General features: G+C 65.3%; 17 protein-coding genes, 1 tRNA gene and 2 pseudogenes. 9 read left to right on the plus strand and 11 right to left on the minus strand.

Features of this window, described 5'->3' with window-relative positions; genetic code table 11:
• The first annotated feature begins 47 nt into the window (after positions 1 to 47).
• Positions 48 to 124: transfer RNA gene (locus BACI71_RS17350), tRNA-Met, on the plus strand.
• 432 nt (positions 125 to 556) lie between these two features.
• On the opposite strand, the gene BACI71_RS17355 is transcribed toward BACI71_RS17350, so the two are convergent.
• From BACI71_RS17355 to BACI71_RS17365, 3 genes and pseudogenes are all read right to left on the minus strand, one after another.
• A complete protein-coding gene (locus BACI71_RS17355; protein ID WP_159761421.1) occupies positions 557 to 1,213 on the minus strand; it encodes an HNH endonuclease in 657 nt (218 codons plus the stop codon).
• Positions 1,206 to 1,778: pseudogene (locus tag BACI71_RS17360) on the minus strand (AAA family ATPase); the annotation flags it as partial. The gene BACI71_RS17355 and the pseudogene BACI71_RS17360, both read right to left, overlap by 8 nt.
• 15 nt (positions 1,779 to 1,793) lie before the next feature.
• On the minus strand, positions 1,794 to 2,399 hold the full coding sequence (locus BACI71_RS17365) for an ATP-binding cassette domain-containing protein (RefSeq protein WP_201297515.1): 606 nt from the start codon (positions 2,397 to 2,399) through the stop codon (positions 1,794 to 1,796).
• A 474-nt stretch (positions 2,400 to 2,873) separates the two neighbouring features.
• Between BACI71_RS17365 and BACI71_RS17370 the strand changes: the two genes are divergently transcribed.
• Positions 2,874 to 6,791, plus strand: a complete 3,918-nt coding sequence (locus tag BACI71_RS17370; RefSeq protein ID WP_159761423.1) for a hypothetical protein — start codon at positions 2,874 to 2,876, stop codon at positions 6,789 to 6,791.
• Positions 6,792 to 6,897: 106 nt separating this feature from the next.
• A complete protein-coding gene (locus tag BACI71_RS17375; protein ID WP_159761425.1) occupies positions 6,898 to 7,278 on the plus strand; it encodes a hypothetical protein in 381 nt (126 codons plus the stop codon).
• An 11-nt stretch (positions 7,279 to 7,289) separates the two neighbouring features.
• Here the strand turns inward: BACI71_RS17375 and BACI71_RS17380 are convergent, their stop codons facing one another.
• Together BACI71_RS17380 and BACI71_RS17385 are read right to left on the minus strand one after the other, a co-directional pair.
• Positions 7,290 to 7,949 carry a hypothetical protein gene (locus tag BACI71_RS17380; RefSeq protein ID WP_201297519.1) on the minus strand — a complete coding sequence of 220 codons (660 nt, stop codon included), beginning with the start codon at positions 7,947 to 7,949 and terminating at the stop codon, positions 7,290 to 7,292.
• 249 nt (positions 7,950 to 8,198) lie between these two features.
• A pseudogene (locus BACI71_RS17385) lies at positions 8,199 to 8,434 on the minus strand (integrase core domain-containing protein); the annotation flags it as partial.
• On the opposite strand from BACI71_RS17385, the gene BACI71_RS17390 reads away from it, so the two are divergent.
• Positions 8,431 to 8,928 (plus strand): amidohydrolase family protein, encoded by a 498-nt coding sequence (locus tag BACI71_RS17390; RefSeq protein WP_159761427.1) that lies wholly within the window; start codon positions 8,431 to 8,433, stop codon positions 8,926 to 8,928. The pseudogene BACI71_RS17385 and the gene BACI71_RS17390 overlap by 4 nt on opposite strands.
• Positions 8,929 to 8,978: 50 nt before the next feature.
• On the opposite strand, the gene BACI71_RS17395 is transcribed toward BACI71_RS17390, so the two are convergent.
• The 6 genes from BACI71_RS17395 to BACI71_RS17420 form a co-directional block, all read right to left on the minus strand.
• Entirely contained in the window at positions 8,979 to 9,839 is an 861-nt protein-coding gene (locus BACI71_RS17395) for an alpha/beta hydrolase (RefSeq protein ID WP_159761429.1), read from the minus strand.
• Positions 9,836 to 10,387, minus strand: a complete 552-nt coding sequence (locus tag BACI71_RS17400) for a 3'-5' exonuclease (protein WP_236553099.1) — start codon at positions 10,385 to 10,387, stop codon at positions 9,836 to 9,838. Before BACI71_RS17400 ends, BACI71_RS17395 begins: the two co-directional genes overlap by 4 nt.
• 2 nt (positions 10,388 to 10,389) lie before the next feature.
• A complete protein-coding gene (locus tag BACI71_RS17405; RefSeq protein ID WP_236553100.1) occupies positions 10,390 to 10,728 on the minus strand; it encodes a hypothetical protein in 339 nt (112 codons plus the stop codon).
• Positions 10,713 to 11,684 carry an SDR family oxidoreductase gene (locus tag BACI71_RS17410; RefSeq protein ID WP_159761433.1) on the minus strand — a complete coding sequence of 324 codons (972 nt, stop codon included), beginning with the start codon at positions 11,682 to 11,684 and terminating at the stop codon, positions 10,713 to 10,715. The genes BACI71_RS17405 and BACI71_RS17410 overlap by 16 nt, the downstream gene beginning before the upstream one ends.
• 63 nt (positions 11,685 to 11,747) lie before the next feature.
• On the minus strand, positions 11,748 to 12,572 hold the full coding sequence (locus BACI71_RS17415) for an HNH endonuclease (RefSeq protein WP_159761435.1): 825 nt from the start codon (positions 12,570 to 12,572) through the stop codon (positions 11,748 to 11,750).
• 314 nt (positions 12,573 to 12,886) lie between these two features.
• Positions 12,887 to 13,222, minus strand: a complete 336-nt coding sequence (locus BACI71_RS17420; RefSeq protein WP_159761437.1) for a hypothetical protein — start codon at positions 13,220 to 13,222, stop codon at positions 12,887 to 12,889.
• A 498-nt stretch (positions 13,223 to 13,720) separates the two neighbouring features.
• On the opposite strand from BACI71_RS17420, the gene BACI71_RS17425 reads away from it, so the two are divergent.
• The 5 genes from BACI71_RS17425 to BACI71_RS17445 all read left to right on the plus strand — a co-directional run bounded on the left by BACI71_RS17425 (position 13,721) and on the right by BACI71_RS17445 (position 18,642).
• The gene (locus BACI71_RS17425; RefSeq protein ID WP_201297517.1) at positions 13,721 to 15,115 is read left to right on the plus strand and encodes a glucuronyl esterase domain-containing protein; all 1,395 of its coding nucleotides are present in this window, start codon (positions 13,721 to 13,723) and stop codon (positions 15,113 to 15,115) included.
• A gap of 104 nt (positions 15,116 to 15,219) precedes the next feature.
• Positions 15,220 to 15,870, plus strand: a complete 651-nt coding sequence (locus tag BACI71_RS17430; RefSeq protein WP_159761441.1) for a hypothetical protein — start codon at positions 15,220 to 15,222, stop codon at positions 15,868 to 15,870.
• A gap of 53 nt (positions 15,871 to 15,923) precedes the next feature.
• Positions 15,924 to 16,133 (plus strand): helix-turn-helix transcriptional regulator, encoded by a 210-nt coding sequence (locus BACI71_RS17435; protein ID WP_159761443.1) that lies wholly within the window; start codon positions 15,924 to 15,926, stop codon positions 16,131 to 16,133.
• A 581-nt stretch (positions 16,134 to 16,714) separates the two neighbouring features.
• Entirely contained in the window at positions 16,715 to 18,178 is a 1,464-nt protein-coding gene (locus BACI71_RS17440; protein ID WP_159761445.1) for a site-specific DNA-methyltransferase, read from the plus strand.
• On the plus strand, positions 18,178 to 18,642 hold the full coding sequence (locus BACI71_RS17445) for a phage terminase small subunit P27 family (RefSeq protein ID WP_159761447.1): 465 nt from the start codon (positions 18,178 to 18,180) through the stop codon (positions 18,640 to 18,642). Before BACI71_RS17440 ends, BACI71_RS17445 begins: the two co-directional genes overlap by 1 nt.
• Positions 18,643 to 18,818: the final 176 nt, after the last annotated feature.

Consider the following 18,818-nt stretch of genomic DNA (forward strand, 5'->3'; position numbering starts at 1 on the left):
CATTGCAGCCCGCACATCAGAACCCATTCACAACCCCAACACCTCGGCGCGGGGTGGAGCAGCCCGGTAGCTCGTCAGGCTCATAACCTGAAGGTCACAGGTTCAAATCCTGTCCCCGCAACCAACAAAAGCCCGCAAGTGGAAACACTTAGCGGGCTTTGTTGCGTCTGGGATCCGACGACAAAGGCGGGCCAGGTATCGAGCAGGTAGCAAGCTGAAGCGAAATCCTGCGTATGCGAACCCGCTGCTCTCGCCGATCAACCGCCAGGTCATGCCGGATGGTAAGTGGTCTGTTCGGTTTCGGGCTGCTCACCGCGGTAAGCTGCCGTTCGTTCACAAGAGAGGGTAGGGGGCTCAGGGGGCCCGCTGATGGTGGAATGCGTCACGTCCGCTTTGGGCCGCAACGAAGCGTAAGCAGGCGTTCGTCCATCTAGCGCTCGACGGCAACTTAGCATCCTAGTGCCGGTCACCGGACGAGACGCGGGTACAATCCCGAACGGGCGTCGGCGATCGCTGACGAACGCGAGCATGTGGGCTCGCATTCGGATTCGCCGGGTCACTGGCCGAGGCTCTCCGCTAGCCTCCTGACCTCGAGCCCGCCCTCGCTCGGAAGCTCCACGACGAAGGCGCCCTGGGACTGGTCCTGGATCTGCCGCTCGAGCCCGGCGAGATTGAAGTAGTCGTAGGTGTACTCCGCCTTCGCGCTCCCGGGCACCTTGGTGAACGTCACCACCACGACGTCGTCGTCCTCGACCGCCGAGCGCGAGATGTGGTCCTTGTAGCGGTCGAAGTTGGGATGGATCAGGCGGTAGTTGGCGCCGTCCTGCAGGGCGGCTGGGTCCCCCTTCACAATGACAAAGTCGTCCTTGTCCCCCTTATACTCCATGTTGCACCGCTTGCACGACGTGCCGAGGTTCCACATCTCAAAGGCGAGCTGGCGGTATGGCTCCAGCGACTTCGGCAGCACGTGCTCGCGGTCGATCATGAAGTGCCCGGCGCCATGCAGATCGCGCCGGCAGTAGCAGCAGCGGTGATTGTGCCGCTGCATGTGGATGTCGCGTATTCGCGTCTTCACCGCCTTGAACGTGGTCAACGTGTTCCCCTTGGGCTCCCAGTCCCACGGCTTCACGGTGGCGAGCGCGACATCGATCACCGCCTGCTCATCGTCAGTGAAGGCGAAGTCGGCGAGCGCGGGCAGGTAGGGGTCAGCCATCGCCGCCACCGCGGCCCTCGCGGACCGCCTCCACCTTGTCGAGCAGCTCGCGAAAGGCCTCGAAGAACCGCTTCTGCCTGGGATCGAAGCTCCCCTTGTCGAGGTCGTTGACGAGGCCGAGGACCTCCTGCTTCGACGAGCGGCCCTCCTCGAAGTCCGTCATCGCCGCGACCAGGCGCTCGCTGACGAAGTGGTTCGCGGGCGTAACCGTGTCGAACGCGCGCCAAAGTATCTCCTCGATGCTGCTGGTCGCGCCGCCGGCATCGTCGATAGGCAGGCGCGTCGGTGACGCGTTGCGCACCTCGAAGACCGACACCTTGCCCCCTCCGTCGGTGATCGCCCCCGTAACGACGAGCGGCGCGTGGGTGGCCACGATGATGGTGGCGTCCCGGTAGCTCATCGCGGTGAGCAGCTTGTCGACGTACTCGCGCTGCCAGTTCGGATGGAGGCTGTTCTCCGGCTCGTCCACGATGATGAGCGGGTCGCGTCCGGCGTTCACGATCAGGAAGAGGAGCGACGATATGAGCGCCAACTGACCCGAGCTTGCCAGCTGCATCTCGATGGTCTCGCCGCGCTCCCGCTACAGATAGACGCGGACGCCGCGAATGAAGCGGTGGCTTCGCAACTGACGCTCGCAACGCAGTACGGGCGCGATGTCGCGGCCGCGGCTATGCTCGTACGCCTTGCCGCCGGTCTCGACCCAGACGAATTCGCCGGAGTCATGACTGCGCAGATAGTCTGCGGCGCGCGCGAGATCCCCGGACGGGTCCTCGATCCCCTTGCCCCTGCGCTCCTGCGTCGAATCGATCTCGTAGCGCACCTCGTCGAGCGACCGTCCGTAGCATCGGTCCGGATCGATCCTGAACCCGAACCTGGGGCGATAGCCGCAGTATTCGAGCGTCGCGCCGATCTGGTGGAACCTTGAATCGTCCGCGTCTACCGACTGGCCGACGGCGCCCTTCACGATCGCCCGCGGAGACTGGCCGACTCTGCCGACCGCGATGCGCCGGACGTCGGAAAGCCCCTGGAACCGGTCGTGCGGCGTGTTGCTCACCACCGTCACCTCGCGGCTATGCCGGTAGTGCGCCGCGAGCTCGCGCAGCAGCGAGCTCTTCCCCGACCCGTTCGGGCCGACGAGTATCGACACCGACTCACCCCCCCGTCCGCGCTCGGGAAGACCAAGCATCCGAAGCAACAACTCGCCGCACCCCACCCTAGACTCGGAACGCCGGGATTCATTCCCATCCGGTTACGACGATTATCATAGGGTTGAGGAACCATGCGCGTCAAAGATCGGAATGGTCCTCCGTGCCGAGCACCCGAACCTACGCTCATGCGGCAGAGGACCTTGCGGAACGGATCGCGCGAATGGTCGAGTGCCGTGCTACATGATCCGGGATGTCACCCAAGATCGCCTCCCTTGCGCATGTCGCCCTCAACCCTCCCGAGCAGCTGGCGCTACCGTCGCTGCGGGACACGGCCGCGGACGCGGCGGCGGCCTCGATCCCCGCAGCCCTGCTCGCTCCGTGGTGAGACGGGTGCCGACCTTGACCCACCAATCGTCCCGGATGGTCGTGCCGTCTCCCGCGCCGAGGTGCAGTGGCGCAGGCGCTATCACGCCCCGGCACCGGTCGAGGACGCGTCGCGCGAGGAGGCATCGTTGAACCGCCCGGCACCCTACATTCCTGACGAGCAGCGCGCCCGGCAGGCGGTCGCCAGCCTCGGCGGCTACGCGCATCAGCTCATCGTCACCCTGCTCGCCTGGATGGAGCTGGGTGACGGCGACACGCTGCTCGTCGAGGTCGCCGAGGATTACGCCGTCGTCGGGTCCGGCGCCCTAGACATGACGCAGGTGAAGCGGGAGACGACCGGGACGCCGCTCACGCTCCGCCGGCCGGACGCGCGGAAAGCGATCCTGTCCCTGTGGCAGTTCGGCGAGGCCAACCCCGACATCCGGATCAGCCTCCACTTCCTGACGACCGCGCCCGCGGGCCACGAGCGCGGCGCGGCCTTCCCGGGAGGCGCTACCGGCGTCGAATACTGGGCCCGGGCGGCGATCGGGCAGGACATATCACCGGTGCGCGCCTACCTCCTCGAGCTCGAATGGCCGCACGCCCTGGCGACCTTCCTGGCCCAGGCCGACGACGAGACCCTTAGAGCCAGGCTCCTGCGACCGCTCGTCTGGACGACCGGCGCAGACCAGACACGGACTGCGCTCGACGTCCTGTCGGACCGGCTCGCCCTGAGGGCCATCGCGGACGACCTGATGCCGAGCGATGGCGAGCGCGCGCTTCCGCTGCTCCTCCTAGACCTCCTGAGGCTGGTGCTGGAGGAGGACCGGCGCGTGGACAGGCTCGCGTTCGAGCGGGCCTGGGAGAGGGCCACCACGGTCCCGATGCCACTCAGCGCCGTACGGCAGATGCGCGGCGCGGCACCGCCAACGCTCCCCGACTTCTTCGAGGTGTCGCCGGATCCCCTGCCGCGTCGCCATTCGACGAGACGAGAGGCGGTCGATCGGCTGGCCGAAATCTGCGGGTCCGGCACGGTGCCGTGGATCCATGGCAGCAGTGGGCTGGGCAAGTCGAGACTGGCCACGCTGCTGGCCGCGAAGCTCGGCGGCGCGTGGCACTTCGTCCGGATGAGGGGGATGAGCCCGGCGGAGACGGCCGCGACGTTGCGGAAGGCGGTCGCCGGTCTCACGAGGCAGGGCCTCGTCGGCGTCGTCCTGGACGATCTGCCCGTGACTACGGCTGGGGCCTGGGAAAGGCATCTGCGCTCGCTCGCCACGGAGACGGCGCGTCTGGGGCTGCATCTCGTCGTCACGAGCGAGAGAGGACCGCTGACGACCGCGGGCGACGAGTTCGACCCGTGGCGGGTGGAGGCCGCCCCGGCGAGCTACCTGACCGTCGACGAGACGGCCGAGATCGTCGCGGCCGCCGGCGGTGATCCCGGGCAGTGGGCGTCCATCCTCCATCTCACGTGCGGCGGCGGCCACCCGCTGTTCGTCGACGCCCGCGTCGTCGGTCTCGCTTCCCGCGACTGGCCGCGGTCGGACATGCTCGCCGGACTGGTCGACGGGGGCGCGTCGGCCGAGGTCGTAGGGGTGCGCGCCGGCATCGCGCTGCGGCTGCTCGACGAGCTCGACCCCGACGCGCACGTCCTGCTCCTCCGGCTGGCCACGCTCGTCGGTGCCTTCGATCGTGAGCTCGCCATGGCGGTCGCAGAGGCGTACCGCCCGCTGCCACGACCGGGCGTGCTGCTGGACTACCTGATCGGTCCCTGGATCGAGAGCGCGGGCGGCGACAGGCTCAAGCTCTCGCCGCTGCTGGCGACGGCTGACGCCGCCGGGCTCGGCGACGTGGAGCGCGAGGCGGTCCGCAACGCCGTGGTCGAGCACCTCACATCACGCAGGCCGCTGAACGCCTTCTTCCTTTCGCAGCTGCTGATCCAGGCGGCCGCCACGAGGAACGTCAGGGGCCTCTCCTTCGTCGCCGGAGCCATCCTGACGGCCAAAGACCGCTCGGCGGTGGCTAGCGCGTGCGTCGCGCTGCCCTTCCTCTCGTCGAAGAAGGGACGGCTCGTGCCGGAGAATCTTGGCGTGTCGGCGACCCTGCGCCTGGCGCAGGTGATCGCGACGCTGACGCTGCCGAACCCGACCATGCTGGACGCCAACCTAGCCGCCGCCGACGCCGAGTTCGCCCGCATGCCCGATCCGGCAAGTTCGGCATCCAGGTACACTATGCTGCTCGCGGTGCTGACGGACGAGGACGCCGAGGTGTCGCCGCCGGTCTGGGTGCCCAGGCTGCTCGACTACGTCTCGATGGTCGAGCGGAAGGAGGTCCCGGCCGAGATGCTCGAGGGTATGGGGAGGCCAGACCTCGGCGGCCTCATCGAGGACCAGTTCTTCTTCCTGGTCCGCACGAACCGCATTGGCGACCTGCAGGGTCTCGGTGAGCTCTTCCGGCTTCTGGAAAGCGTAGAGCCGGACCGGCGCCGCTCCTGGCTCGCCGCGGCGACGACGCTGCTCGGGGGTCCGCCGCTCTTCATCCAGGGGGTCTGGACGAAATTGGCGACGAGCGGCCAGCTCGATGCGACGGCGGCGCTCGATACCTACCGTCGCCTGGCGACGATCGCCGACGGCTGGGGGGAGCGGACCGTGGCGATTGAGTGCCATCGTGCCGCGGCCGTGATGCTCGACGAGTATCTCCACGATCAGGAAGGCGCACTGCACCATTTGGACTTCGTGGCCGCAAAGTACGCGGCGCACCCCGCGGTGGCCCGGACCAGGGCGGGCGTGCTCGCCCATGCCGGCCGGCACGCTGAGGCCAGCTCGATGCTGGCGAGAATACGGGACGACTACAGCCCCGACGAGCCGCTCGAGCGTACGCTCATGCTCGTCGCGGCCGCATCCAGCACCGCCCGGAGCGGGGATCGCCGCGCGGCCGCGGCGCTGTTCCTCGAGGCGCACGACGCCAGCGAGAAGGTGAAGGTCCTCGATCCCGGCGTCCGCGTCGGCCTGCTCTGCGACGCCGCGGTGGAGTTCGGTGCGGCCGGGGATTGGGAGGCGGCGTTGGGGCAGCTCGGAGAGGTCCACCTCGCCGCCGAGGCGCTGCCCGAAAATCCCTCCGAACGGAGCTGGCTTGCCATCCAGGCTGTGACCCAGGTCGCCCAGTGGCTGAAGGCGCGCCACGAGGGAAGGACGGCCCTGCTGCTCGAGGAGCACCCCGGCACCTGGTCGCTGCTCGAGCCGACGCTTCCGGACGACCGGACGGGCGCCGTCGGTCTGGACACCGCGCTGTCGATGGCGGCGCTGCTCGAGTTCCGGCTCGGTCGCGGGGACTTGCTGACGAGGAGATTCCAGGAGCGCGAGCTGCAGGGCAAGGTGACCCCGCTGTCGTCCGTCGCGCTCCGAGGCGGGCAGCTGGCGGCGCTCGTCGATCAACGCGACGTACAGGCCTTCGTCGCGCTGCTGCCCACCTTCGTCGCCGCCGGACAGGCGGCCCTGCAGGCCAAAGCCGACGGCTTGCTCCACTTGCCGACGACGATTGGAAGCGTGCCCGCCGCCGAGTGGAACGACGCCGGGCGAATGGCGGCGCATCAAGCGATGAGCGAACTCCTGGCCGAGACGATCCTGGATCGGGACCCGGTCGCGCTCGAGAGCACGCACGCGCAAATTGAGGCCATCGAACGGGACCTGGACAACGTGCAGGATCCAGCGACGGACTACATCACGACGGCACTGGACGGACTGGCGTGGCTCGCGTCACCCGGTCATGCCGACCCCGCCTCCCTGGTCCACGTCGGCATCCACCTGACCAACTGGCTGACGGTCTGCACCAGGCCCTCGCTGTCTGCGCGGGTCTGGCGGGAGCTGCGGGACGCCTGGGCCGACGTCTGCCGGCTGGCGCCTTCGGAACGTGGTGCACTCGCGCTTGGCGACCTCCCGACGCTGGTCGCTCTGGAGGAGGGCGGGATGCCCGAGGTAGCCCGCCTAACCCTCGCGGGCGCGGAGGTCCTCAGGCTGCCGCTGCATTCGTCAACCTCCGCGATGCTCGAGGCCAGGGCCGGCCGACGATGAGACATTGCGCGATCTCACGGAGACTCAGCTGATGAGGTAGGCGGGAGGCGTGCTGCTCGTCTTTTCATTCGACCACCTGCCGGCCCTCTATCTCTCCCGCTAAACGGTGTGCGACGTCCACCTGCCGCTACGGGCGGCGCTGCTGGCGATAGTGCACGGTTGCCTGGCGTTCGCGGTCATCCCCTCACTAATTCTCCACGCGACCGGTTGCGCGTGGGGGCTCGACGGTGACGCATCTTGGCATATCGCCGTAGGGGCGTTGCTGTGCCTGCCGCTGATAGTGCTGGGTCTCTCGGCGGTACAGATGTTCCCCATCCATGGCCGAGGCACGGCGATCCCGCTCAACCCAACCAGGCGGCTCGTGGGCGTGGGCGTGTTCGCTCAGCAGATGGACGTCGGCGCGGGCAACGAACCGACCATGGTCTACGTCGCCGGCTACAATGAACGAGCGGCTTCTTCCGAGAAGGGTCAAGATCCCGGAGAATGACCGGCATTGGGTCAATTTGCTGCGTCCGGACGGAGAGCCGTCACCTGCCGACCTAGGGGCATGGGGTTTTCGCCACGTGGTCCTGAGAGGTATCGTCGTTCACCCAATTCGTAGATCATCGCACCCGATCCAAGCATGATCAGCTTGGCTGGTTTTGATTGGACAACGATCCATTGCGCGCGATGATTGTCCACGGCCTCGCGAAAACCCGCTTCGCCAATCGAGGGTAAGCCGACCAGAAGTAGGACAGCGGGCAAAGCCCAGCGCCACGGATTGTCACGACGCCTGAGGGAATCCTCTTTGCCGCGCAAGAAAGCCAAAGTCATGCCTAGCGTCATGATGAGCGCAACGATGGCCAATAGCGTAGCCAGATAACCTGCTCCGACGCTTCCCACGACAATCATGATCATGGCAACGAAGCCGATGCTGCCAGTCGCGAATTTGCCCTTGATTGACCCGTAAGGCCGGCTACGACTCGTCTTTCTAGGCAAGCAATATGAAGCTGATACCGCAATAAAGGCAAGGAACACGCCTGTCGCGATCGTGCCCGACAGACGTGCAAATCCTACCAGGGCAAGTTCCGTTGGGGAGAAGATTGTCATCAGCGCCGGGCCGAGCGCCAAGAAATAACCAAAAGCTAATAAATAGCCAGCCGTGTAAAAGAGGATCACTGGCGAGGCCGTGGCCGCGATCAGCGCGGGTATAGCGAGCGCGCTCGATGCTTTCGGTTCGCGCGAAGGGGGACGCCTAGTCGTCCTCCTATGCTTGAAGGAGGCCTGTTTACCTTTTCGCAGCATGAACTCCCCTGATCTTGACGTGACCCTCGGCTTCCGTCCAGCCGGGACCAGAGACCGGCGGTTGTTGTGGTGCACGAGCGCACTTGAAGCAACGGCCTGGACGCGTCCAGGCCGTTGCTTCACGATCTCGGCGGCGAAGGCTGCCGGGGTGGCGTAGCCGAGCGAGGAGTGTGGCCGCTCGGTATTGTAGTCGTCGGCCCATCCCGGATCACGGTGCGGGCGTGCGCGAGGCTGCGGAACAGCGTCTCGTTGAGCAGCTCATCGCGCATGCGGCTGCTGAAGCACTCGACATAGCCGGTTTGCATCGGTCGGCCCGGCGCGATGTAGTGCCATTCGATCTTCGCCTTGCCCGACCATGCGCCGCGCGGTGGAAGCGGGCGTCGATACGATCGAACATGGTTATGGTGGCACGCCCGCGATCTTTGCGGCGATGGCGTCGAAAGGCATTGCATTGTGCGCGACGCTCGCCGCTGCGGACGCAAGTGCCCGCTATCGAGGTTGGAACGGGGCGGAGCCGGCGCCGGCCGCCGTGCGCGCCAGCCGGGAGAGCTTCCGCCGGGCGCTCGGGGCCGGTGTGCCGATCTGCATGGGGGGCGATGTCGGGGTCTTCGCGCATGGCACCAACGTCCGCGAGCTGGAACTGATGGTGGCGGCGGGCATGACGCCGTCGCAGGCCTTGGTGGCGGCGACCGCCGGCAACGCCCGCTGGATGCGGATTGGCGATCGGCTTGGATCGGTAAGACCCGGCATGCTTGCCGATCTGGTCGCCGTTGCCGGTGATCCGACGACTGACGTCGCTGCGCTGCGTGCCGTCCGGCTCGTTCTCAAGAACGGCGAACTTGTCGCGCGCTGATGCTCCGACGCTGATCGACGCGCATCGCCCCGGATCCGCCACGGCAGCGCTTATTCGGTCACGCGCCTGACGAAGGCTGACACATCCGCGAGCACCGGCGCACGCCCGCGGAAGGGGCGGGCGAGCGCGAGCAGGATGCCGACGTGACCGAGCTTTGAATAGGCGCGGACCTCTTCAGGCACGCCGCCCGCCCGCAGTTTTGCTGCCAGCGCGCGGCTGTTGCGCGGTTGCACGACGGTGTCGCCGGTGCCGTACAGCAGCAGCGCCGCGGGGTCGCCCGCCCCGGCCCATCTGACGGGCTGCGTATCGGAGGGATCAGGCCAGCGTCCGAACGCCGCGCGGCTCGCGGCGACGTCGAAGGGAGCAAAATCATAGGGGCCGGCGAGCCCGACTAGGCCCTTCACCGCGGCGCGTTCGTCGCCGAGCCAGCGCGGGTCGACCGCCAGCATCGCCGCGATATAGGCGCCGGCGGAATGCCCCATCAGCACCACCGCCTTGCCGTTGCCGCCGTGCTCGCCGGCATGCGCCATCGTCCACCGCACCGCCGCCGCGCCATCCTCGAGGAACGCGGGATATCGGACCGCGGGGACCAGGCGATAGTCCGGCACGATCGTCACGAACCCCTGCGCGGCGAGCGCGCGGCCGACGAACGCATAGCCCGCGCGCGTGCCGCTGTTCCAGCTTCCGCCGTAGAAGAAGACCACCACCGGCCGAGGTCGCGTCGACGGGGCACGCGGCGCGTAGACATCAAGGCGCTGGCGTGGGTCAGGGCCGTAAGGAACGTTCCGGGCGACGCGTAGGCCGCCGCGGTCCTTCGGGACCAATGCGTCGAAGGTGGTCAACGGCGAGCAGGCAGCGACAAGCGCGCCGAGCAGCACGGCCATGCGCGCGCGCGCCGTCGGACGGCTCATGCGCCGGCGCGCGCGGCAGCGTAGGACAAGGCGTCGTCGCGCACCTTTCGCCACAGGTCGCATTCCGCCTTCGCATCGGCCAGCGCGCGGTGCGCGGGCGCGTCGCTCTTGGTCGCATTCACGCGCGCGACAAGGTCGCGGACCGTCGTCGTCAGCTCGTGTGCCGGAACGACCTCGCGCAGGATCGCGGCGGCGGTCTCGCATAGCGCCACGTCGGTGTCCTGCAGACGCAGGGCATGGCGGGGAAGGGCGGCGGCCCGCAGCACTGCGCTCATCCACTTGCCGTCCCACGACGGCGCGCTTGCGAAAAGCGCGTGGCCGGACAGCGCCTCCATCATCCGGCCCGCGACAAGCTCGTGCGCGGTGCCCTCGTGGATTAACGTCTCGCGCGCGATGCCATGGATCCGTTCGGCGTCGGGGTCCCAGTCGCTCCAGCCGGGTGCCGGTGCGATCAGATGGCTTTCGCACCGGCCGTCTTCGAACACCCACGCCACCTCGATCGGATAGCTTCGATCCGCCAGCGAAGACGCTTCGAAGTCGAGGAACACGTTCACTGGTCCTTCTCCACCGTCGCGTACCACTCCGCATAGCCGGTGTTTCGCGCCATATGGCGGTTCAGGTCCGGCGTTCCGTCGGTCCACCAGACCGGCCCACGCTCGCCGAGCCCGACCTTGGCGGCATCGACGCGCGCGCGCGCTTGCCGGAGCGACGCTTCGTCGTCGCTCCGCATCGCAGCCTGCACGGCGCGGCGGGCGGACATGAGCTCGTCGACCAGCGCCTGCCGCACGTGCGGCGCCAGCGACGGATTGCTCCGGCGCCATAACCGCCCGCGCACGATAATGTAGCGCGCGTCGGGCGTGGTGAGGGGCGCGGTTATGCCCGCCGCCACCGCAGGACACCCAGAACGGCCAGCCCGGCCGTGGCCGCGACGCCCACCGCCGCTGCCTTGCGCCGCCGGTCGGGATGACGTCGACCGCCCTCGATCCCGCTGACGCTCGCGGGCGGGTCGAACAGCGCGCCGCTGCTGTCCGGACCGGCCTCCGCCTTGTCGCTCCAGCGATCCATGAACCCGTTCATCATCGCTGCCGAAAGGTTCGGGACGAAGAACTGACCGAGCTTCAAGGCTATGGCAGGCGCGCCGACCACCGTGGTGTTCCGCGGATGATCGGCAAGCCGGACAACCGCCTTGGCCACCGTCTCCGGCGCCAGCGCGCCGGGCGGAAGTGACAGCCTCGCGCCCGTGTAATTGGCGGCATGGTCGATGCCGGGTGTATCGACGAAGGTCGGGTATACGTCGCAGACGTGGATGCGCGGGTGCTTCGACAATTCGCCGCGGAGCGCCTCGCTGAAGCCGCGCAGCCCGAACTTGCTGGCGGCATATGCTGCCGCATAGGGCGTGGCGACGAAGCCGCCGACCGAGATCATGTTGACGAACGTGCCATGATCCTGCGCGAGGAAGATCGGCAACACCGCATGGGCATCGTTCATGTGCCCGATGAGGTTGGCGGCGACGACCTGCGCGTGATCCCCGATCGGCACGCCTTCATAGCGGCCGACGACGCCGACGCCGACGTTGCTGAACCATAGATCAATGCGGCCGAGAAGGTCGCGCGCCTCTGAAGCAAGTTGCGCGACGGCCCCGGCGTCGGTGACATCCACGGTCCGCACATGCGCCTCGCCGCCGGCTGCACGACAACGAGCCGCGATGTCATTGAGCCCTGCCTGTCCTCGTGCTGCGAGCACGAGGTGAGCGCCGCTCTTCGCGAACCTGAGTGCGGTGGCGGCGCCTACGCCACTCGAGGCGCCGGTGATGACGACGCACTTCGCTGCCTTTTTGCCTGCCACGTTTTCTGCCTTGCTGGGTACGACAGGAGCATGACGATCGCTACGCAGGGTCGTTCCGACCGGTTAAGCAGCCTCCTTGGTGGCGACAGTGCTCAACAATTCGGCGTTAAAGTCGTCCTTGTCTGCGGAGAAGTGCGCGCGGCGATGGCAGTTGGGGCAAATACCCGCCACGAATTGTGGATCATCGGGGCCCCCGTCGCTTAACCGCCGAATATGATGAGCCTCCAAAAAGGGGCGACCGCTTGACGTGGTGAACGGCGCGGGATTGCCGCAGCCCTCACATACGCCTGCGGCGCGCTCAAGTACCCAATCGCGGACAGCGCGACTGCGTTGAAATAGGATTGCGGCAGGGCTGTTGTTCGCCTTTGCAACCGGCACATTTGTAGCTGCTTGATAAGCTCGTGCGCGTAGCTCGGCCGGTGTAGTCGGCGGCGGCGGCTCAAGAGCGAGCTGATCGCCTTCGAGTTCGAGCTCTTGAAAGGGCACGAGATTGAACACGATTGCGTCGCGTTCCGCACCGTTCTGATCCCTTTGTCGCTCGATCTCCCAGCCGGAACAGGCGAAGAGTCCATCGAACCTGACCAACCCGCCCTTCGCTTGCTGTGTAAACACGAGCAGATCTTTGCCGAGCAAAGAGTGATCGCGGATCGCGGCATTGCCGCTGATCATCTGCATGTCGCCGGTTTGCCCCTGACCGGTATACCGCAGAGTACCATCCGGGAGGTGTTGATCTTTGTATCCTATGGCGCCGGCCCCTTGGCCGGTGAAGATGAAGATCCCTGGAGAGCGGACGGGCGTCGAGATGCCGCTCTGCTGCTGCCCTCCAAACCGCGCGTGGATGTCCATACGACGATCGTAGCTCTGATGGATGACGAATGGCCAATGCATGCCAGCAGGCTAAGACATTCCCGGCCATAGTCTAGGGCAGCGGCACACCCTAGCTGAGCACGGTCGCGAGCGGTGCCGCGAGGTCGCTCGACGATCGTGCAACGACCAGGCGGCCAGAAAACTGGCGCCGACTGGCGTGGGTCGGCGATGACGGAAGTTGCGGGGTGCAGCAAAGCGGCTGCCGCGCATCATGCCGCCTGATCTACTTCTGCCACTTGTTCGCACTCGGCAGAGGCTGGTGATCAAGCATATGTACGGGAGCCAACAGGCGGTCCCATCGACGCGATGGGACCGATGTGCGGCTAAGAGTGTCCTTAAAGGCAGGCCTCAGTCCTCTTGCGGAAGGGCACAATCCTGCTGATCGTCCTGACCTCCACTTGCCCTGGTGAGAAGGTGAAAGTGGCAGAAGTGTCGTTCTCAAGCGTGAAGTGCAGCACCGTCGTTCCGTCCGGACGCTTGATAATGTTGGGCGCTCCGAGGCGTCCGAGGTTCTCGATAAGGCAGCGGGTGACCTCGTCTGTCGGCTTGTCTGTCTTGTAAACCTCGCGAGGCGCACGCTGCTGAAGATCAGCGACTGTTGTCGTGCTGCAACCGGCGGCGGCCAGCAGGCTAGTGGTGAGGATGGAAGTAAGAAGGAGGCGGTACTGCATGCGGGGTCTCCGTCGCTCGTTGTCCATTGGAGCGACGGCCCGAAGCCGGATGTTGGAAACACTGGCAATGCACAGCGCGCATGCGCCTTTACCGGCAAGCCGGCTGGACATGCGCGCATGCCACCCGGCCGAAGAACTCGACCGGTTGCACTGCTTTTGGAGTTTCCACGCCCCACCGACCCTCTCGAGCCGGCGAGCGCGGTTTGCCGCGACGGCGATGGTTAGTCCAGCGAAAGCGATGAGCGGATGTGGATGATCGAAAGGTGAACCGCGCGGGAGGGGCAATTACCTCCCTTAGTGGACGTGGCATGTCTCGCACTTGCCTCCATTCTGCACGATCGTCAAAACGTCGCTGTAACAAGGCGTTGCGCTTCAAGGCGGCGAGGAGGGGCGGTGATGAACGTTAGGCGCATAGGCGGTGCTTTAATCGCAGCATGTCTCGCCTCCGCATCACTGGCGGCCGGGCCTTGGACGGCCGAGCAGGACCATGCAGATATGATGCGTCAGCTCGGTATAACCCAGTTGCGCCCCGGTGCGAGCGGCGATCCGGCCGCACCAAATGCAGCTAATTACGATCCTGGCAAAGCCAATCCGTATCCAGTCTGGCCTGACTTGCTAACAATGGCGGACGGGCGACCGGTGACGACCGCAGCGATGTGGCAGCAGCGGCGGCGGCCAGAGCTGATCGAGCTGTTCGAGCGCGAGATCTACGGGCGGATCCCGGTGAACGTACCCGGAGTGACATGGCGCATCGACACCGCGGATCGCGAATATTCTGGTGGCAAGCCGGTGCTGGCACAGCAGCTCGTCGGTCACGTCGACAACCGGGCAGCGCCGGAGATCGACGTCGACATCCGCGCGACGCTGGTGCTGCCGGCGAACGCGAAGAGCCCTGTGCCCCTGTTGATGATGTTCGCGCCAGCACGTTATCCGTCACCAAGCCAGCCAAATGCGGCCGAGGCGGCGCGGCTCGACGCAGCGCTCAAGGCGACGTTAGTTGCGCGAGATCCTGCGCTCGCGACTATCCTCGCCGCACATCCCGGTTTTGAGTTCGTCAAACCAGGCGGCTTTGTCGCGCCCCCGCCCGACGACGAGCGCATAACCAAGGTGATTGCAGCCGGCTGGGGCGTAGCGCTGCTCGATACATCGACCATCCAGGCAGACAATGGCGCGGGGCTGCGCGAGGGGATCATCGGCTTGGTCAACAAGGGCGCATCTCGCACGCCGGAGCAATGGGGCGCATTACGCGCATGGGGCTGGGGCGCGAGCCGGCTCCTCGATTATCTCGGCACGCGCTCAGAGGTTGACGTGGCGCATGTCGGCATCGAAGGCGTGTCGCGCTGGGGAAAGGCGGCGCTGGTCACCGCCGCGCTCGACGAGCGCTTCGCGATGGTACTGATCGGATCGTCGGGGGAGGGCGGGGTCAAACCGCACCGACGCAACTTCGGTGAACAGGTTGAGAACCTGACGGGCACCAGCGAGTACCACTGGATGGCGGGCAATTTCCTCAAGTACGGGACGGAACGCGGACGCCTCGGGCGCAAGACCGCCAACGATTTGCCAATTGAGTCACATGAGCTTTTGGCGCTGGTGGCGCCGCGGCTTGCCTTTGTGAGCTACGGAGTACCGGAGCAGGGCGACGCCAACTGGCTCGATCAGCAAGGCAGCTACATGGCGACGGTGGCGGCGGGGCGCGCGTGGACCCTGCTTGGCCGGCGAGACCTTGGTCGCGGACACGATTATCGCACGGCGCTGCTTCCGCCGCAGGGCACCAATCTGCTTAATGGTGAGCTTGCTTGGCGGCAGCATGAGGGCGGTCATACCGACGCGCCTAATATGACCTATTTTCTCGATTGGGCGGATGACATGGTCGGTCGCGTTCGGCAAAGATGATCTATCAAGGCCCCGCGCGGCAGCTCAATAATTTCAGTTCTTCGGCGCGCCTTGATGTCCAACCTTGCAGTGACCCATTAGTTTGAGCAGCTTGAGGATTAAGGATGACAGACGATCTTGGGATCGGTGACGGGATCACGTGGCGCCCTGCTAGCAAGCGCAAGTTGTTGGATACAAGTGATCCAGATCGAGCGATAGAAATCGTTGCCTTTTTTGAACAAATGGCGATCACCGCGGCACAGGATTGGGGCCCTCAGCAGCCGATAATAGCAGCGATACGCCGAGATGCTGCTTTGCAGAGAGCTGAAGATGCCGCTGAGGCTGACAAGGATCCCGCGTATTTAGGCGGTGATATTTTCAACGCTCGATATCGGGAACGATCAACGATCGCCTGGTACATCCGAGAAATGGACGCCAACGCCACCATGACTGAGGCGGCGTTAGCGGGCGGGCGGCCGTGGGAAGCAATCTCTTGGGCGATGAAGCTGGCGGAGGCGCTCACGGAGGCTCGGCTTCGATATGATTGGAATAGAGCGGCTGAGGTCGGCAAGAAGCAACTTGACCATTCAGCAGACGGTCGAGCTCTGCGACGGCGGCAACCGGCGGCGGATCGTGTCGCCCGCGTACGTCAGCTGATATGCCAAGGTTGCTCTGTACGATCCGCGCGGGACAAGGCCGCAGCCGAGTTCGACGTGTCGCCCAGCACCATCTCCCGAGATTATTATGCTTGGAAGCGTTCCGAACCGGTAGACTAGAACGCGGGACGCTCCGTAGCTCGTCGAACCAGCAACAACGCTGGAGTGACGACATGTCCATCGAACAATCCCAAACGACCTATTTGTGTCAGGAGCTCGTTTCCCGGCGCTGGGGCGTGAGCACGCGAACACTCGAAGGTTGGCGGTACCGGCTCAAGGGGCCAAATTTCGTGCGGATTGGCGGACGTGTTCGCTACCGGCTGAGCGATCTCGAGGATTTCGAGCGTTCCGGCTCGGTGCTCACGGGCGAACTCGGACGATGATGGCTGCAAAAGCTCGCGGTGGCTCGCCCGCGTTTCGCTTGGCGGACTGGGGAAGGGAGCAGCGGAGCGGCTCTCGTTCGGCAGATCACCTGCTGCTCCATCTCACGGCGCTCTGCAACAAGTCTCACCGATGCACTCTGAGCGACAGCGGGATCGCCAACTACTTTGACCTGAAAAAGCGTAGCGTCAGCCGCCATCTGGGTATCTTGCGAGCGCGGGGCCTCATCAAGGTCCACTTCGAAGGGACCGGACGTACGAAGCGGGTCATCACCTTCTGCATAGCGTCGAGCCACGGCCAATCTGGCGCCGCGACGACGCCAAAATGGCATGCGGGCCTGCGCCAAAATGGCGGACAGAATCATTCAAGTCTTGAATCAAGCACAAGCCGCGAATCGCCGCATGAGAGGCGGCTTGTGCGGCCAATCCCTGCGACCGCTTCGGCTTGGGAAGCGGCGTGCGCCTACCGGCCGCCTGAGCATCCCAGCGATTCATGAGGGGGGCGTCAAAACTTCGTCGGTATCGGCCGGACACCGGCGTGGGGCTAAAAATCTCTCAAAAGCGAAAAATGAAAGGGGGGTCAGATGACCGTACCTAAGCGTACCTCTAGCCGCCGTAAGCCTGCCTTGAACGAGAGGCAGACCACTGGAATTGTCAGCATCAACAAGGCGCTGGACGCGTCTGCCTGGCCGTCGGCGCAGGTTCGGATGCGAGCGGTGGCGGAGCTCGTCCCGTATGTCCGCAACGCCCGAACGCACTCCGCCGAGCAGATCTTACAAATCGCTCGATTGATCCAAGAGTATGGTTGGACGAACCCGGTGCTCATACGAGCGGAGAGCAACGCGATCATCGCCGGCCACGGCCGACTACTCGCCGCCGAGACGTTGGGGCTGTCTGAGGTTCCGATCGTTGAGGCAGTGGGTTGGACCGATGCCCAGGTTCGCGCGTACGTAATCGCCGACAACAAGGTGGCGTTGAACGCAGGTTGGGACGAGCAGCTTCTGGCCGCCGAGCTGCGCGACCTAGTCGAGCTCGGCTTTGACATGGACCTCACCGGGTTCTCGGACGAGGAGCTGGGCAAGCTCGACGCCACCAAGTCGTCTTACCTGACCGATCCCGACGACGTGCCGGATGTCCGGCCAGCGCCAGTGTCGCGGCTCGGCGACATCTGGCAGCTCGGTTCTCATCGCGTGATGTGTGGCGACAGCACGTCTGCAGCCAACATTGCCGAACTCATGAATGGCGAGCTGGCTGACGCGTGCTGGACAGACCCGCCCTACAACGTCGCCTACCAAGGGCGGGCGGGTAGCATCGCCAACGACGACATGGAGGCGGCGGCCTTCCTCACCTTCCTCACGCGAGCCCTGTCTCTCGCTATCGCCTCTCTAAAACCGGGCGCGGCCTGCTACGTCGCTCATGCGGACACGGAAGGGCTGACTTTCCGTGCGGCCTTTCAGGGCGCAGGGTTCAAGCTGTCCGGCTGCCTAATCTGGCGAAAGAACGCGCTGGTCCTGGGGCGTTCCGACTATCAGTGGCAGCACGAGCCTGTGCTTTACGGGTGGAAGCCTGGGGCGGCGCACCGCTGGTATGGTGGACGAAAGGCGACGACGATCGCGGAGCTAGGTGGCTCGGTCTTCTCGCAGAACGCCGATGGTACTGTGCTCGTCCGTGTGGGCCAGCAGTCCCTTTTGATTTCTGGGACCGACATCTCCGTCCAGGCAGTCGAGCCTACCGTCCTGTGGGTAGATCGCCCGGCGCGGTCCGACGAGCACCCGACCATGAAGCCGGTCGAACTGATCGCCCGCATGTTGCGCAACTCGACCAAAGCTGGCGATGTCGTTCTCGACCTGTTCGGTGGGTCCGGCTCGACGTTGATCTGCTGCGAAATGCTGGGGCGCGCTGCCCGCTTGTGTGAGCTTGATCCGCGCTTCGTCGACGTAATCGTCCAGCGCTGGCAAGATTTCACCGGTATGTATTCCACTCTGGTAGGTCATGGCGACACGTTTTCTGCTGTTCAACATCAGCGGCAGTTCGGAGGTGAAGGCTGATGGCCGGTAATCGCGCGTCTGGCCGCAAGGCTCTGCCCACACACCTGAAAGTGCTCGAAGGTAAGAACTACCGCATGACGAGCCGTGCTGGTGAGCCTCAGCCAACCGGCGACCTTAAGGAACCGCCGGACCACTTCAACGAGCGGCAACAGGGTATTTGGAATTACGCGATTGAGCACGCGCCGTACGGTCTACTTAAGAAGCTGGATCAAGCCGTGCTCACGGCGTGGTGCGTGTCACAGGCGCTGCACGAAGAAGCGACCGTTGCGCTGAACAATGGACCAACCATCATCAAGACCGCGAACGGCACTCCAATCCAGTCGCCTTGGGTTGGTGTGCTAAACCGGCAGGCGATGATCATGCGGTCGCTGGTGTCCGAGCTTGGTTTTTCCCCTGCCTCGCGTACGCGCATATCGATCGACCAAGATGATCAGGACGATCCGAACGCTCACTACTTCAACTGATTCCGGCAGGGTGGATCTGGTGGAAACCGGAAAGGCCGTTTAAGGGCAGGCTGGACGGCAAGCTGCCTCTCGTTCAGCTTGAGAGATTGGAAGCTATACACCCCAAATACAACCATTCCGCTAGCTGGTCGTCGAACGTCGAAGCCGCCCCACCTTAAGCAGAATAGTTCAGCCTG

This window comes from Sphingomonas sp. 8AM (assembly GCF_902506455.1).
Lineage (GTDB): Bacteria > Pseudomonadota > Alphaproteobacteria > Sphingomonadales > Sphingomonadaceae > Sphingomonas.

Coding starts and splice junctions, on each gene's coding strand:
- BACI71_RS17355 (WP_159761421.1), bottom strand. CDS start 1,213: ATGGCTGACCCCTACCTGCCCGCGCTCGCCGACTTCGCCTTCACTGAC.
- BACI71_RS17365 (WP_201297515.1), bottom strand. CDS start 2,399: ATGCTTGGTCTTCCCGAGCGCGGACGGGGGGGTGAGTCGGTGTCGATA.
- BACI71_RS17390 (WP_159761427.1), top strand. CDS start 8,431: ATGCGCCGCGCGGTGGAAGCGGGCGTCGATACGATCGAACATGGTTAT.
- BACI71_RS17395 (WP_159761429.1), bottom strand. CDS start 9,839: ATGAGCCGTCCGACGGCGCGCGCGCGCATGGCCGTGCTGCTCGGCGCG.
- BACI71_RS17415 (WP_159761435.1), bottom strand. CDS start 12,572: ATGCATTGGCCATTCGTCATCCATCAGAGCTACGATCGTCGTATGGAC.
- BACI71_RS17420 (WP_159761437.1), bottom strand. CDS start 13,222: ATGCAGTACCGCCTCCTTCTTACTTCCATCCTCACCACTAGCCTGCTG.
- BACI71_RS17425 (WP_201297517.1), top strand. CDS start 13,721: ATGCGTCAGCTCGGTATAACCCAGTTGCGCCCCGGTGCGAGCGGCGAT.
- BACI71_RS17430 (WP_159761441.1), top strand. CDS start 15,220: ATGACAGACGATCTTGGGATCGGTGACGGGATCACGTGGCGCCCTGCT.
- BACI71_RS17435 (WP_159761443.1), top strand. CDS start 15,924: ATGTCCATCGAACAATCCCAAACGACCTATTTGTGTCAGGAGCTCGTT.
- BACI71_RS17440 (WP_159761445.1), top strand. CDS start 16,715: ATGACCGTACCTAAGCGTACCTCTAGCCGCCGTAAGCCTGCCTTGAAC.
- BACI71_RS17445 (WP_159761447.1), top strand. CDS start 18,178: ATGGCCGGTAATCGCGCGTCTGGCCGCAAGGCTCTGCCCACACACCTG.